General features: G+C 56.2%; 7 protein-coding genes and 2 pseudogenes. 8 read left to right on the top strand and 1 reads right to left on the bottom strand.

Features of this window, described 5'->3' with window-relative positions:
- Window positions 1-102: 102 nt before the first annotated feature.
- A pseudogene (locus RQI55_RS23615) lies at window positions 103-1,257 on the top strand (RHE_PE00001 family protein).
- A gap of 13 nt (window positions 1,258-1,270) precedes the next feature.
- On the opposite strand, the pseudogene RQI55_RS23610 reads toward RQI55_RS23615, so the two are convergent.
- Window positions 1,271-1,468: pseudogene (locus tag RQI55_RS23610) on the bottom strand (hypothetical protein); the annotation flags it as partial.
- A 357-nt stretch (window positions 1,469-1,825) separates the two neighbouring features.
- Here RQI55_RS23610 and RQI55_RS23605 point away from each other — a divergent pair.
- From RQI55_RS23605 to RQI55_RS23575, 7 genes are read left to right on the top strand one after another with little or no spacing between them, the layout of a single operon-like run.
- The gene (locus RQI55_RS23605) at window positions 1,826-2,389 is read left to right on the top strand and encodes a BrxE family protein (RefSeq protein WP_311273664.1); all 564 of its coding nucleotides are present in this window, start codon (window positions 1,826-1,828) and stop codon (window positions 2,387-2,389) included.
- Window positions 2,386-3,159, top strand: a complete 774-nt coding sequence (locus RQI55_RS23600; protein ID WP_311273665.1) for a hypothetical protein — start codon at window positions 2,386-2,388, stop codon at window positions 3,157-3,159. The genes RQI55_RS23605 and RQI55_RS23600 overlap by 4 nt, the downstream gene beginning before the upstream one ends.
- Window positions 3,156-3,731: a BREX protein BrxB domain-containing protein gene (locus RQI55_RS23595; RefSeq protein ID WP_311273666.1), complete on the top strand. Its 576-nt coding sequence runs from the start codon at window positions 3,156-3,158 to the stop codon at window positions 3,729-3,731. Before RQI55_RS23600 ends, RQI55_RS23595 begins: the two co-directional genes overlap by 4 nt.
- A gap of 9 nt (window positions 3,732-3,740) precedes the next feature.
- The gene (gene brxC, locus RQI55_RS23590) at window positions 3,741-7,277 is read left to right on the top strand and encodes a BREX system P-loop protein BrxC (RefSeq protein ID WP_311273667.1); all 3,537 of its coding nucleotides are present in this window, start codon (window positions 3,741-3,743) and stop codon (window positions 7,275-7,277) included.
- Window positions 7,277-9,244, top strand: a complete 1,968-nt coding sequence (locus tag RQI55_RS23585; protein WP_311273668.1) for an Eco57I restriction-modification methylase domain-containing protein — start codon at window positions 7,277-7,279, stop codon at window positions 9,242-9,244. Before brxC ends, RQI55_RS23585 begins: the two co-directional genes overlap by 1 nt.
- On the top strand, window positions 9,241-11,250 hold the full coding sequence (locus tag RQI55_RS23580; RefSeq protein WP_311273669.1) for a hypothetical protein: 2,010 nt from the start codon (window positions 9,241-9,243) through the stop codon (window positions 11,248-11,250). Before RQI55_RS23585 ends, RQI55_RS23580 begins: the two co-directional genes overlap by 4 nt.
- Window positions 11,247-13,808 (top strand): PglZ domain-containing protein, encoded by a 2,562-nt coding sequence (locus tag RQI55_RS23575; RefSeq protein ID WP_311273670.1) that lies wholly within the window; start codon window positions 11,247-11,249, stop codon window positions 13,806-13,808. The genes RQI55_RS23580 and RQI55_RS23575 overlap by 4 nt, the downstream gene beginning before the upstream one ends.

Below are 13,808 nucleotides of genomic sequence, written 5' to 3'. Positions count from 1 at the left end.
CATCGATAAGGGGTACTTATCGATGGTTACGCGCCTAACTCTAGACCACACCATGTAGCGAAACTGAAGCCCTGTATAGCTTTCATTATATAATTATTAACCATGATTTCAATGGTTTACGCTCTAGCCAAATTGTCCACTTCGACGTTGTTGCGATGCGGTGAGCTTTCGACGCGCCTTCATAATTGTCGCGTCTCGACGAGCAGGTCGCCGGCTCGCTAGTCGGCGAGGGCTTTGTTGAGCGCTTCCAAATTTGTCGACGCCTGCGCCTCGCTGTGGATCGACCGCGAACTCGTCCACCCCGAAGAGCTCGTTCTCCATGACGCCACCCGCGATATTCGCACACCCACCCATGAACTGACGATCGCCCGCGACGTGCTGCGCACCCGCCGGCGCATTGCCGCCCATCTCCCCGGCTGGGCGTTTTCGGCAGAGGGTATCCGAACTTTGCGACAGACGTCGGACATCAATCCGGTCGGCGCTGAAGCAGTGAAGCCAGCCGACGTCATTCGGCCCGCAGTCGCCATCGGTAGGGAAGGGGAGGGGAACGATGGTGATGACGCGGAAAATCTACCCGGCGTCGATTATGCCGCCATCGATGCGGTGTTGGCCCGCTCGGAGACTGCGATCGAAAACGCAACACGTCCCGGCTGCGCCGGCGGTAACCGTAGCGCCGAAAAGGACCCGCTGGTCTACGATCTTGACTGGGACGAGGATGCCCGGCTCGACGAATGGCGCGGCGTGCTGTGGCAGGCAGAAAACCTGCCGGCGGTAGTGCAGGCGATCGTCATCCTCGATGCCTGGAACGAACTATCAGTCCTTCAGCACGCGCCTTGGCTCGGTCGGCTGCTGGCCGCGTCGATATTGCGCCAAGCCGGCGTTACCACAGGTGCCCATCTCGCCGCCATCAATACCGGCCTCAGGACGATTCCGGTGAATCGGCGCCGACATCGCCATCGCGAAACCCGGTTGCTCGCCATCGCGGACGGTATGATCGCGGCCGCCGAGATGGGGATAAGGGAGCACGACCGGCTGGCCCTCGCTAAGACCATGATGGATCGAAAACTGGAGGGGCGGCGGACGTCGTCAAAACTGCCGGAATTGGTCGAGCTCGTCATGGCAAAACCGTTGGTGTCAGCAAAAATGGTAGCGAAGACGCTGGAGATGACGCCGCAGGCGGCGCGGCGGATTCTGTTGGAGCTGGGCTTGAGAGAGATGACGGGGAGGGGGAGGTTTCGGGCATGGGGCGTTCTGTAACCTACCCTTTCGGCTATGCCGCTTCCCACACCTGATTCAATATTTTCCCGGCTAAGACTGGTTTGTCTTGTGGCAGACGGCCATAAAGCGACTGAACCACATCTGGAGCGTCCTGAATGGCATAGCTCGCTTGCTCGTAGGAGCCGGTCCGCTTGACGATATGAATTGCTAGGATAGCCAGGATGTTGTGCGACCCGCGCGGCAACAGACCCGACGACTTCCGCAGCTACGTCATATACCAACAGGTGTAAGCATGTTGGCAGACTGTTGTAGTTTCGATATAACGTCATTGTATGGGGCCGGGTAACGCGTGGTTTTTCAAACACCTATCAAAATCGTATCAAAAAGAGAACTTCTTAATATCAGTGCCTTACCAAAACCCATGCAACGAAGCTTGTGAAACCGATTCGAAAATGTGCGGATGGCCGGAAAGCCCTGCTCGTCTACCTCGACGAGGATATCATCAAGCGCCTCAAAAAGTTAGTCGTGGACGACGACTGCAACGTGTACGACCTCGTTGAGGAGGCCGCACAGAAATGGCTCCGAAAACAAGAGCTGGGATGAAGAGATGAGCGAACTGGATCTGGCTTGGGTTTGCAAAGTTCGTGTTGCAATTGGCCGTCTGGGTGAAATGGACCTGCACCGTTGGTGGAATACTGACGGGCAGCTCGGTCCGTATGGGGCCAGGATGTTGAGCCGTGGTCTCCCCCGAACCCACTACTTCGCCCAAGCGAAATCCGTATTCGCAGTGGCGTCCCATCGCAGTTCGCAGGTTTTCAATCCGCCCAACTGCTCGACCCTTTGGCACCTGACTGGGGCCGTAGAGGATGAGTTCGACTCTAAGTGGGAGTCTTGGTTAGATGATGCGGTCAACTGGCGCCCGTTTTTCGAGCAGGTCGCAGCAGTCGGTGTGGCAACTGTACCATCCGTGTTGGCAAGTCTCGGCCTTGTTTCCGACGAGGAGATAAGGGAATCCGAAGAGCTTTTACGACGCTCGGGCTCCAACAACGCGGTCCCGCTCCCGAACGTTTTCACTCGGACACGCCAGTGCGTTTCGCTGTTGGCGCTCGGACATAGGCTATCCGATACTGGAGATCTTCGCGTGCCGTATATCATGCGGAACAGCGCATGATTGGCTTTCCGTCGATCTTATCCCAACGCCTGCTTCGAAAGGGGCCTCTAGTCGAAGAGACCTTTCGCCTGTTTTCGGGCTGGGACTTCGATGAGTCGGTAGAGACTAACCTGAGCGCTAGGCTCCATGGGAATTTTCGGACCCAGGGCTGGGAACGCGAGGTCATTGCGACAATTGGGCGCCGACTGAAGAATTTTGTTCTCATGAAGCCACTGGTCGTCTTGGCTAGCAACGGAATGGGCCTGGCCGACTGGCGAGATTGTTGGCGCCTGTGGGTCGGCATCACCGAAGCGCCGTTTGGCGCATTCGTTCGGGACTGGCTGTATGAAGAATATATCGCGGGCCGGTACAACGTCCGTTCAGAGGATGCGAGAGAATTTGCCTCGTCGGCTTGGGCAGCGCACTCGCAAGACGGCAAGGTGCTCTCCGACTACGGATTGTTACGCGCGGCACGCGATCTAGTGAGGACCGCTGTGGATTTCAAGCTGTTGACGGGAAAGGGGCCGGCCAAGACGTTCTCGCCGGCGCAGATGGGGGACGATGCTCTCCTGTTTCACATCCACCTGATCGCTGCCGTCGAGGGTTCATATGTCAAGGTGCCCGCTAGCGTGCACTGGCGTCTCGCCTTGATGTATCCCGATGATGTACATCGGACATTGCTCAGGCTCCACCAGTACCGCAAAGTTGACTATCAGGTGGCCGGATCCTTCGTGCAGTTGACCCTTCCCCATTCCACTCCACTTGCTTTCGCGAAGGCGCTCAAGCCATGACCGATTTCATCCAGAGGCTCACGCGCGACTTGGAACCTGTACTTTTGCTGCAGGATCCGAGCCAGAAGATCAGCGCCTATCATGACATGCCATATGCGATCTTCCGGTACGATCCAAACGAAGAGCTCCAGTTACGCATCGCCGTATCTGGCCTACAGACTCGGTTGGAAAACAAGGGGAAACGCGTGACGAAGATTTCGCTCGCGGATTGCCTCACCCGCGCCCTGCAGACTGAGGCAGAGCTTGAGGACTGGTTCGAACTCGAGAAGCAGTTTGGGGCGGCGAAGGCTGTGGAGGACATCCATTCCCTTCTGGCCGAACGGGCCCCACTCGTTGATATGGTAGCGGATCTGATGCCAGACGATCCAGACCCCAAACGCGATGTAGCGCTTATCGTCCGCACAGGTGCGCTGTTCCCTGTCTACCGCACCTTCTCGCTGCTCGAACAATTGAAAGGGCGTGTGACGGTCCCCACGATCCTTTTCTATCCCGGCGAACTAGACGGCGCCGCTGGTCTCAGATTCATGGGCGTTCTGAATGCTGAGCATAATTATCGCCCAAAGATATTTTAAGGTTCTGAGATGACGCAGATTTCGACGCTATTCGCTGGCGATATCGATCGTAAGATCGAGGAAGTAATCAAGGTTGACCAAGTCGCCGAGGAGAGCATCGCAGCCGAAGTCGGTGAATACGTCGTCACCGATGCCATCAAACGTCACTTCCTTTACGTGATGGAACGATATCAGGAAACGCCTCAGAAGCCTCATGAGGGTATCGCGATCTGGTGCTCTGGCTTCTTTGGATCGGGTAAATCGTCATTTGCCAAGAATCTTGGCCTCGCCATAGGCAACCGTGATGTTCTTGGCAGATCAGTAGCCGACCGCTTTCTTGAACGCGCACGTGATGATAAGCTCTCAGTAGTGTTGAAGGCCATCAACGAACACATTCCGACGCACACGGTAATCTTCGACGTTTCTACCGATCGAGGCATCCGCAGCGGCAACCAGATGCTCAGCGAGATCATGTACAAGCTCTTTCTCAAGAGCCTGGGCTACTCAGAAGATCTCGACTTATCAGAGTTGGAAATCACGCTGGAGCAGGAAGGCTCGTTCGATGAATTCAAAGCCGCCTTCAAGGCCGAGACCGGACGGGAGTGGGATGATCGCAAGCGCAGCGTGATGTTCGCCTTAAACGAGGCGAGCCGGACGCTCCACAAGATGAACCCCGCGACTTTCCCCGCGGCGGACAGTTTCGCCAAGGTTGCGAACAACCGCAACGATATCTCCCCGGGTAAGTTGGCGGATCGAATCGTCGAGCTCATGGCCCGCCACAAACTAGGACAATCGCTGATGTTCGTGGTGGACGAAGTCGGTCAGTTCGTCGCCCGCGACGTGCAGAAGATGTTGGATCTCCAGGCGGTCGTGCAGCAGCTTGGTGTTAAGGGCCGCGGTAAACACTGGATCACCGTGACGTCTCAGGAGCGCTTGGACGAACTGGTTAGTGGTCTGGATAGCTCCAAAATTGAACTTGCCCGCCTTATGGATCGCTTCCCCCTTCAGGTGCATCTGGAACCATCCGACATCTCGGAGGTGACCAGCCGGCGCGTACTGTTGAAAAATGGCGTCGCGGAGAAGTTGCTGGGAGATCTTTTCGAAGCCAATCGCGGTCGGATGGTGCAGCACACCAGGCTGAGTGCGGACATCACGCTGCCGGAAATCGACCGCCAGTCGTTTATCGACCTGTATCCGCTGTTGCCGTACCAGATCGACCTGATCATCCAGATCGTGTCGGGGTTGCGAACCCAGGGTGGTGCCAGCAAGCACGTTGGCGGCGCCAACCGGACCATCATCAAGCTGGCCCAGCAGTTGCTGATCCACCCGCAGACCCGGATTGCCGATGCCGAAGTCGGCGCTTTGGTCCGCTTGGATCAGATCTATGACCTGGTCGAGGGCAATATCGCCTCTGACATTCGCGCCAAGATTGCCTCGATCCCCTCCAAGGTAAACCATCCGCTGGCACCCGCTGTCGCCAAGGTCGTCTGCCTTCTGCAGTTCGTTAAGAGCGTTCACCGGTCCGCCGAGAATATCGCCGCGGCCCTACACGAGAGCGTCCACGCGGATTCCCGTTTGAGCGAGGTTCGCGAAGCACTAGCGCAGCTGGAGAAGGAGCTCTTCGTCCGGAACAAGAAGGACGGCTACCAGATCCCAACGCCGGCAGAGGACGACTGGGACCAGACCCGAAATTCCTTCGATCCAAAGCAGGCCGATGCTAACCGCATCTACGCGCAGACCTTAAGCGGCTTCTGGTCACCAACACCGATGTTCAATCTCGGGGACACAAAACAGTTCAAGGCCGGACTGACGATCAACGGGCGGTCGGAAATTTCAGGGGACATAACGTTCAAGGTCCACTTCGCGGACGATGTCGCAGCTGCATCCGGAATGTCCAAGGAATATCGTGTCAGGAGCCAGACGGAGCCATCAAGCCTGTTCTGGATCATCACGCTAAACGACGCCATCCGCCGAGAGGCCAGGGAGGCTTTCCGGTCACAACAGATGATCGAAAAGAAGGGCCGGGAGACAGGCACGGCTGATGCTGCTACGCTGATCGGAGAGGAAAAAATCCGTCTGCGTCGGCATGAAGATGAAGTCCGTCGCTTGATGAAGTCAGCCTCACTGTCCGGGCAGATCTTTTTCCGAGGCAATGACCGAAGTCCAGACAGCAATTCCACTGATGTCGGCAAGACGGCATCCTCGACGCTCGGGATCGTATTGCCACTGGTCTATGAGCGTTTCGAGGAAGCTTCGGCCAAGGCAGCAGAGGTTAAAAAGGGGCTCGACGCCCTTTTCATCGCCGACAACCTCAATGGCCTTCCCTCTGTTTTCTCGCAGCTCGGGCTCTTGCGGGACGAGAAAGGGAAACCTGCTTTCAAGACGGATACTACCCCCTTGTCCGAGTTGTTGGCCCAGATCGAGGCTCGCGCCAACTATGGCGAGCAGGCCACCGGAAAGTGGCTTGAAGACGAGTTTTCGAAGGCTCCGTACGGCTGGGATTTCGACATCATCCGGCTGCTGAGCCTATCGCTGCTACGCGCCGGGGTAATCGAGGCCGTATCCAAGGGTGTCACCATCGATAGCGCTACTAGCGCTCAGGCCAAGGAAGCATTCGCCGGCAACAACCTGTTCCGAGCCACGAATTTCCGTCCGAAAAAGAGCATCGACAAGCGCGTGCTCATTGAAGCCGACGACAACTTCAAGGCGACTTTCGGCAATGGGTTCAAGGAAATCACCCAAGGCGCGATCGCTGCCGAACTTAGGTCCGAAGTCGAACGGCACGAAGATGCGATCAGCAGCGTCGTTAGCACGCTTCGGGTGAACCAGCTTCCCGGCGCCGAATTGCTGGAGACCGCGGTCAACGAGATCAAGGCGATTCGCCGTGGAAGCGAAGAAAACGCCATCACGACGTTTAATGCCAGCCATCGCTCCATCAAGGATGCCATCAAACGGGCCGCTGACCTCTCCAATGCACTCGACGTTGTGGCGATCAAAAATCTGGATCGGGCCAAGAAGGTCGTGGCAAACGATTTACGGGTTTTGCGGGACGAGTCCGATCTCGATCCGGATATCCTGGCGAAAGGCTCCGCTCTCGAAGACAACCTGTCGAAGGAAACGTTCTTCAGGGAAATCGCGGCCATCGAGCAGGACGCCACGTCGATCCAGGTCGAGTACAAGAAGCGGTACGATGCCGCCCTTGATGGACGGGTTCGGACCTACCTGAGTGCGATCCAGACGCTGCAACTGACCCCCGGCTGGGAACGGTTGACCGAAGCACAGCAGAGCGAAGTTTCCCGACATCTCCGCCAGTGTGCCGACAGGGATTTCAACAACCAGACCATTCGTCATCTTCGCTCTGAAACCGAAGCCTGTGGCGGTCGCCTCGCATCATGCATCGAACGGATTCATCAGATCCTGGAAGGCGAGCGCCTTGCAACCGTCGACGTCCAGAAGTTTTTCTCCGGCGGCGTGGACAACGAAGAGCAGCTTGAGAGCGTGCTGAGCAGCATCAGGGAAGAAGTGTCTAAGCTCCTCGGCGCCGGCAAGAAGGTAATCGTGCGCTGATGGAGAAGGAAACCCGCAGTGCCATCGAGCGTGCAACCCAGAAGGCTCGCGCTATTCTGGAGATCGATTTCGCGGAACAGTTGGCGGGCGAATACGACGTTATGATCGACGGCCAGGTTGCCGAACGCCCAGGAGCCCACCTCGGCGGCCGTCAGAAGGCGTTGCGTGCCCGGATCGTTGCCTCGGTCCGTCATAAACTAATGACTGGGATGGCACCGAAAGAGGCGGTCGCGGACTATCTCCGCGACGCCGCTTTCACGACGCTTAATCGGTTCGTGGCGCTGAAGATGCTGGAGGCCCGTGGCCTGGTTCAGGAATGCATTACCAAGGGCGAGGCTTCATCAGGGTTTGTGAATGAATACCTGGCCTTCGCTCCGGGCGCCAAGTTCTCAGACGGCAGCGGATACCAGCTGTATATCGAAAGCATCTTCGACGAGCTGTCGACCGAAATAAAGGTTTTGTTCGATCGACGGGACCCGGCGGCTGCGATGTGGCCGCGGAAGGCAACATTCGATGAGTTGCTCGCCATCCTAAACGCCTCCGAACTGCGGGAGGTTTGGGGCGAGGACGAGACGATAGGATGGGTCTACCAATACTTCAACTCAGGCGATGAACGTCGGAAAATGCGCGACGAGTCGCAGGCGCCTCGAAACAGTCGGGAGCTGGCGATCCGCAACCAGTTCTTCACACCGAGCTATGTTGTGCAGTTTCTGTCCGACAATACCCTCGGACGCATTTGGTATGAAATGCGCAAGGGCGACACTAAACTAGTGGAAGCCTGCGAATTTATGATCCGCCGCGATGGCGAGGTATTCGCCGACGTCGGCGAACTTGTGGTGGAAGGTGAAAACGTCGTAAGGCATAGACCGCTCAAGGATCCACGCGACCTCCGTATTATTGACCCCGCATGCGGTTCGGGTCACTTCCTGCTTTATTGCTTCTTCTTGCTAGTAAACATCTACCAAGAGGCATGGCATAACGATGATGGCGTGGTTAGCGAGGCCACGGGCAACACGTTGCGTGTAGACTATCCCAATGTACTGGCGCTGCGCCACGCCATTCCCTCGTTGATACTGCGACATAATCTACACGGCGTCGATATCGATCCTCGCTGTGCCCAGATCGCCCAACTTGCGCTTTGGATGCGCGCTCAGCGCGCATATCAAGATCTAGAAATTCACCGGGCCGATCGACCGATTATACGTCGTTCGAACATTGTAATTGCAGAGCCGATGCCTGGAGACTCCTCATTGGTCGATGAGTTTGCCGCCAGTTTAAACCCGCCCATCCTTGGCCACCTGTTCAAGGAGATCGTCAGGGAAATGAAATTGGCGGGCGAAATGGGGTCCCTGCTTCCCATCGAAAGGCAGGTAGCTTATTTAGTTCATAAAGCGAAAGATGCCTACGTCAATCAAGAGAGGCAGAGCGCGCAGGGTTTTCTACCTGGTCTTGCCCCGCATTTGCAACAAGCCGAACTGGACCTTTCAGGTATCGATGATGACGCATTCTTCGAGCAGGCCGAAGATAAAATCTTCGCAACGCTGAAGGTCTTTGTGGCCGACGCCGTCAATGGGGTAGGTGTCCGACGGCGTCTATTTGCCGATGATGCCGAACAGGGAATTGCTCTCATCGACATCTCTCGGAAGCGGTTCGACGCCGTTCTGATGAATCCGCCATTTGGTGCCCCAAGCACAGGGTCTAAGTCGATGTTCGAAGAGCTATATCCGCACTCAAGAAGCGATCTTCTGATGGCGTTTGTGGAACGTGGCATCGCCATGCTCCACAGTCATTCTCGCCTTGGCGCAATTACCTCAAGAACCCCGTTTTTCCTGAGTGGAGCCAAGAGGTGGCGAGAGGACATTGTGCTCGCTTTGGCCCCGCCGCTAATATTTTTAGATCTTGGTGCCGGAGTTTTAGATAGCGCCATGGTCGAAACTTCGGCTTATTGCCTCGAGGCCGCAAAATGACTGTTTTCCTTCGCTTGACTGCCGTTGCTTTAGAACAAAAGGCAATATCGTTAAAGAATATGGTGCAGACGGGCCAAGGTGATTTGTTCATCGCGGACGCCGAGGATTTTCGGAAGATTCCAGGTTCGCCGTTTGCGTACTGGCTGTCGGACACCGTTCGCAGTTTGTTTAGCAATGGACTCACAGTTTCATCGTCTCTGCTTGTTGCCAGTGGTACTGGCAGCCTTTCAGATGCTCGCTTTCTCCGCTTATGGACCGAGGTGCCTCATGGCATTCCCATTAAGTGGTTTCCTTACGCGAAGGGCGGTTCGTACGCGCCGGTGTATTTCGATCACCACCTGGCGGTGAACTGGGAAGACGATGGGGCCGAAATGAAGGCGTCCGTCATTCACAGGTATGGAGGGGGGCATTGGGCGAGGAACATCCGTTCCACCGAGCACTACTTTCGCCCTGGTCTGACTTGGCCCCGCAGAACGAACGGGCTTTCATTCCGGCTACTTCCCGCAGGGTGTATATTTGCAGATAAGGGGCCAGCAGCGTTCGCAGCTGAAAATGATCCAGAGACGCTCTTGGCAATGTCTTGCATTATGAACTCCAAGACATTTGCATATCTGGTGGCCGCGCAGCTCGCTAGGACCGAACTGGCTCAGTCTTATGAAGTGGGGATAATTCAGACCACCCCAATCCCCGATATCCCGCCTTCAGTTCGGGGCGAATTAGCAAGTATCGCTCGCGAAATCTGGGATATCGGTAGGAAGCTCGACGCGTCCAACGAGCTGTCGCATGTCTTCATGGGGCCCCGTCCTCTAATTTCGAATATTATAGGGCATGAAGGTTACCATCGTCAGCGCATGCGAGACCTGACCAACCTAGCTGAAGAAATAACCATGAATCTCTACAACCTGAGTCTCGAGGATCGGGAGCTCGTTGCCGCTATCGGGAAACCTTCGAACTCAGATGACGAGGAGAACGAAGACGAAGAACCCGCACTATCTCCAAATGAGGATATGGCCCTTCTTTCTTGGGCGGTCGGCGTGGCATTCGGGCGATTCCACCAACGTTTGATAGCTAGAGAAGACAAAGCATCACTTGCTCTGCAACCGTTTGAACGGCTTCCCGAAAGAAGTCCCGCGATGGTTTCGGAAAATGACCTTTTAACTACATCAGCTAAGCCCATTTTGGTGGAAGATGCGGGTCATGGTGATGACCTGGCCAACAAGGTTTTGAGCGTACTGAACGGCAGCGGCGCAACTTCCAAATTCAACACTAGGTCCGAAGTTGCAGATATAATAAGTCGGAAGTTTTTCGACTATCATCTCGCAATTTATTCCAAGAGCCGCCGAAAGGCGCCTATTTGGTGGAGGCTTTCGCCGGAAGGTAGCCAATATGCGCTTTGGTTATCCTATCATCAACTAAACCGAGACACCATTTTTCGAGCGTTGAACGAGTATGTTACTCCCAGGCTTCTGTACGAACGCACTCAACTGGATGCGATAGAAGCTGCTGGCGACGATGAACTCGCCAATCCTCTAAAGCGTGAAGCTAGGGTTTCCACGGTAGCCGATATGGAGACATTGGCTCAGGAGCTACGACTACTAGCGCCAATATGGAGCCCAGAACTGTCGGACGGTGTTCTGCTGAATTTCGCGCCTCTATGGAGATTAGCGTCTCACAACAAAAATTGGCAGCGACAGCTCAGGGCAGCATGGGAAGATCTCGCCAACGGTACCTACGATTGGGCCCGTCTCGCAATGCACTTGTGGCCAGAGCGCGTCATCCCCAAGTGTGTAACAGATCGTAGCCTCGCAATTGCACATGACCTTGTGGAAGTATTCTGGCTTGTAGGCGAAGGTGAGAAGTGGGTACCTCGGAAGTTGCAAGCCTCGGCTGTGGAGGACCTCATCGCCGAACGAACCTCATTAGCGGTGAAGGCGGCCCTCAAGCAATTTTCGGAGGCGCCCGAACCGGTCGCTGCAAAGCGCCCTCGTAAGAATAAAGGGCGATGAGTATGCATCCACTCCACGACTATATTGCCGGCCAGATTGAGGACAAGATCAAGGATCGGCACGTCGTCGTCATGTATGACGAGCGGCAGGAATACGTGCCCTTCTTCGACGAAATTCTAGCTGCCTCGGAGGTGGGCGATCTGCAGATGTGCAATTTCGGAAGCCGCAGGGCCGCAGTGGTGCGTTACAACGGGTCATTCCTTGAACTCCGGTATGCCGTAGAATCGATCACCGGAGGGGATAGTATTGAAGACGTGCTGATCTACCTACCGGGAGTTCGCCGGGACGAGGAAGGTTCGCTCCTCCTCGAGCTTGAGAAGCTCGGCACCCACTACGCCCAGCCGGAACTCCAGCAGATGGCGCGTCTCACGTTAAGGAAGCGCTTCACCGACGTCGCCATCGACGGCCTGGTGAAGAACCAGGCCCTCAGCTACAGCGACTTCGCCGCGCTAGCCAACGACCCTGGCACTGCGGAGGGCGCCTCCATCCTCAAGGGCATATTCGGACAATCCGATTCGATCGCTCTGATCGCGAGCTGGATTGTCGATGATGGCCACGACGGGGAAATTCAAGCCAAGGGTGCTGTTGACGAGCTCCAGCGCACCCTTGAGGCTAGACTTGGCCTCCGCCTCCCAGCTGAACCCGTGTTAGCTCGGCTAAGAAGGAACGTCTCCCGTTTTGTCTTGGCCAATGAATTCCGAATGGACCTGACAGGCGCAGCCCCGTCGTCCGTCACTTCCGTACAGGTCACAACGACTGACAGCCATGAAAAGAGCGTCCGGAAGATCGCCGAGAGTCTCCGGGAAACCAAGCACGCCGACGCTTACGAGAAGCTGGCCGACCAGATCCAATTGGAACTTGGGCTCGATGAGCTCAGCGTGGCTGGTGGTGGGCTTTGCTCCAGCGATACTTTCCGGTTCGAGGAACGTGCCGTCGTTCGCGAGTGCTTCAGTCTGATAGCGTCGGGAAACGCGGCGCTCGCAAAGGCACTTTCCGACGCGCGGTCAAATAGTTTCTGGATCGAACGCGATCCGGCCCGCAAGGCCGTATGGGAAGCTTGCAGTCTCATGTTGGAGATGGATGATCTGGCTCGTCGTGTCGAAGGAACCATTTCTAAGGTCAACGGGAGGGCCGAGACGTGGGTTGATCGCTACACTAGGGACCAGAGTGACGAGCGGGGCTGGTATCGCCTCGATCAGGCGCAACGACAGCTCGAAACACTGTTGGCCGTTATCGACCACGACGACATACAAGAGAAAGCCGTGGCGGCGATCCGATCCGCATACGATCGTGTCGCGAGGAAAATGGCGGAGGGTTTCATCAAGGTCTACGCCGATGGTGGCTGGACCGTTCTTGGTGTCACGCACCAAACGGCAATCTGGTCCGAGTTTGTGGCCAAGCAACGCAAGCCGGTTGCGGTAATTATCGTTGATGCCATGCGCTATGAGATTGGCCTAGAGTTGGCAACTCGGCTGGAAAAGCTCGGCGAAGTAAAGCTAGTGCCGGCCATTGCTGCACTGCCATCCATTACTCCCGTCGGCATGGCCGCATTGCTGCCAGGGGCATCATCCAGCTTTTCGGTGGTCGAGAAGAACGGGAAGCTTGGGGTGCAGATCGACGGCAGCTTCATGCATAACCGCGAATCCCGTTTGCAGTACTTACAGGCCAAGATCCCGGGTGTCGTCACTGCGCGGCTTAGCGATGTGGTTGCGTGGTCGTCAGCGACCAAAAAGAAGTTGGCCGGCGCCCAGGTCGTTGTTGTCCTGTCATCAGAGATCGACGAGGCCGGTGAATCCACAGAGAATCGCTACGCCCGCAGCATAATGGGCGGTGTCGTAGCCGACGTGGCCCGCGCCCTGCAGAAATTGGCATCCGTCGGCGTAGAAAATGCTGTGATTACAGCAGATCACGGGCATCTCTTCTTCGGTTCCGAACGAGAGGATGCAATGCGCCTTGAGGCCCCTGGTGGCGACAAGGTCGAATTACATCGACGTTGCTGGATAGGCAGAGGTGGTGCAACACCACCGGGCAGCGTGCGCGTAAGTGGCGCGAAATTGGGATATGCCTGCGACCTCGACGTCGTCCTCCCGGCTAGCGTTTCCGTTTTCAAATCCGGCGGTGATCTCGCGTACCATCATGGCGGTGCATCGCTGCAGGAACTGGTGATTCCGCTGATAACCGTTCACCTTCGAGGCGATGTCATGCAAAAAGTGGAAAAGAACGCCGTGTCCGTGAAGCTTGGTTTCGATGCCGTGACCAACCGTATCTTCTCGGTGGAGATCTCGCTGGGTGGAGGCAGTGGCGGCATGTTCGCAGAGGCACGCCGAATTAGACCGGTAGCGATCTGTGAAGGGCGCGAGGTCGGATCTGCCAAGATGACGTCGAATGGCGCTGTGGAAGACGGCGTGGTAATTGTGGAGCCTGGCAAGGCTATCAACGTTGCCTTCCTACTTAGCGACGACCAGATCAAGACATTGAAAATCCAAATGTTAGACGCCGATACTGACGCTGTTCTCTACGCATCCCCGGATGCCATACCTGTTCGTCTGGGAGTATAG

The sequence above is a fragment of the Rhizobium sp. WCS2018Hpa-16 genome, from assembly GCF_031843705.1.
Taxonomy (GTDB): domain Bacteria; phylum Pseudomonadota; class Alphaproteobacteria; order Rhizobiales; family Rhizobiaceae; genus Agrobacterium; species Agrobacterium tumefaciens_C.
Note: the sequence above shows the minus strand (reverse complement) of the source record. Positions and strands in the feature narration are given on the sequence as shown.

Excerpts from the sequence above, each read along its gene's own strand:
- RQI55_RS23605 (WP_311273664.1), top strand. The coding sequence starts at position 1,826 with ATGAGCGAACTGGATCTGGCTTGGGTTTGCAAAGTTCGTGTTGCAATT.
- RQI55_RS23600 (WP_311273665.1), top strand. The coding sequence starts at position 2,386 with ATGATTGGCTTTCCGTCGATCTTATCCCAACGCCTGCTTCGAAAGGGG.
- RQI55_RS23595 (WP_311273666.1), top strand. The coding sequence starts at position 3,156 with ATGACCGATTTCATCCAGAGGCTCACGCGCGACTTGGAACCTGTACTT.
- brxC (WP_311273667.1), top strand. The coding sequence starts at position 3,741 with ATGACGCAGATTTCGACGCTATTCGCTGGCGATATCGATCGTAAGATC.
- RQI55_RS23585 (WP_311273668.1), top strand. The coding sequence starts at position 7,277 with ATGGAGAAGGAAACCCGCAGTGCCATCGAGCGTGCAACCCAGAAGGCT.
- RQI55_RS23580 (WP_311273669.1), top strand. The coding sequence starts at position 9,241 with ATGACTGTTTTCCTTCGCTTGACTGCCGTTGCTTTAGAACAAAAGGCA.
- RQI55_RS23575 (WP_311273670.1), top strand. The coding sequence starts at position 11,247 with ATGAGTATGCATCCACTCCACGACTATATTGCCGGCCAGATTGAGGAC.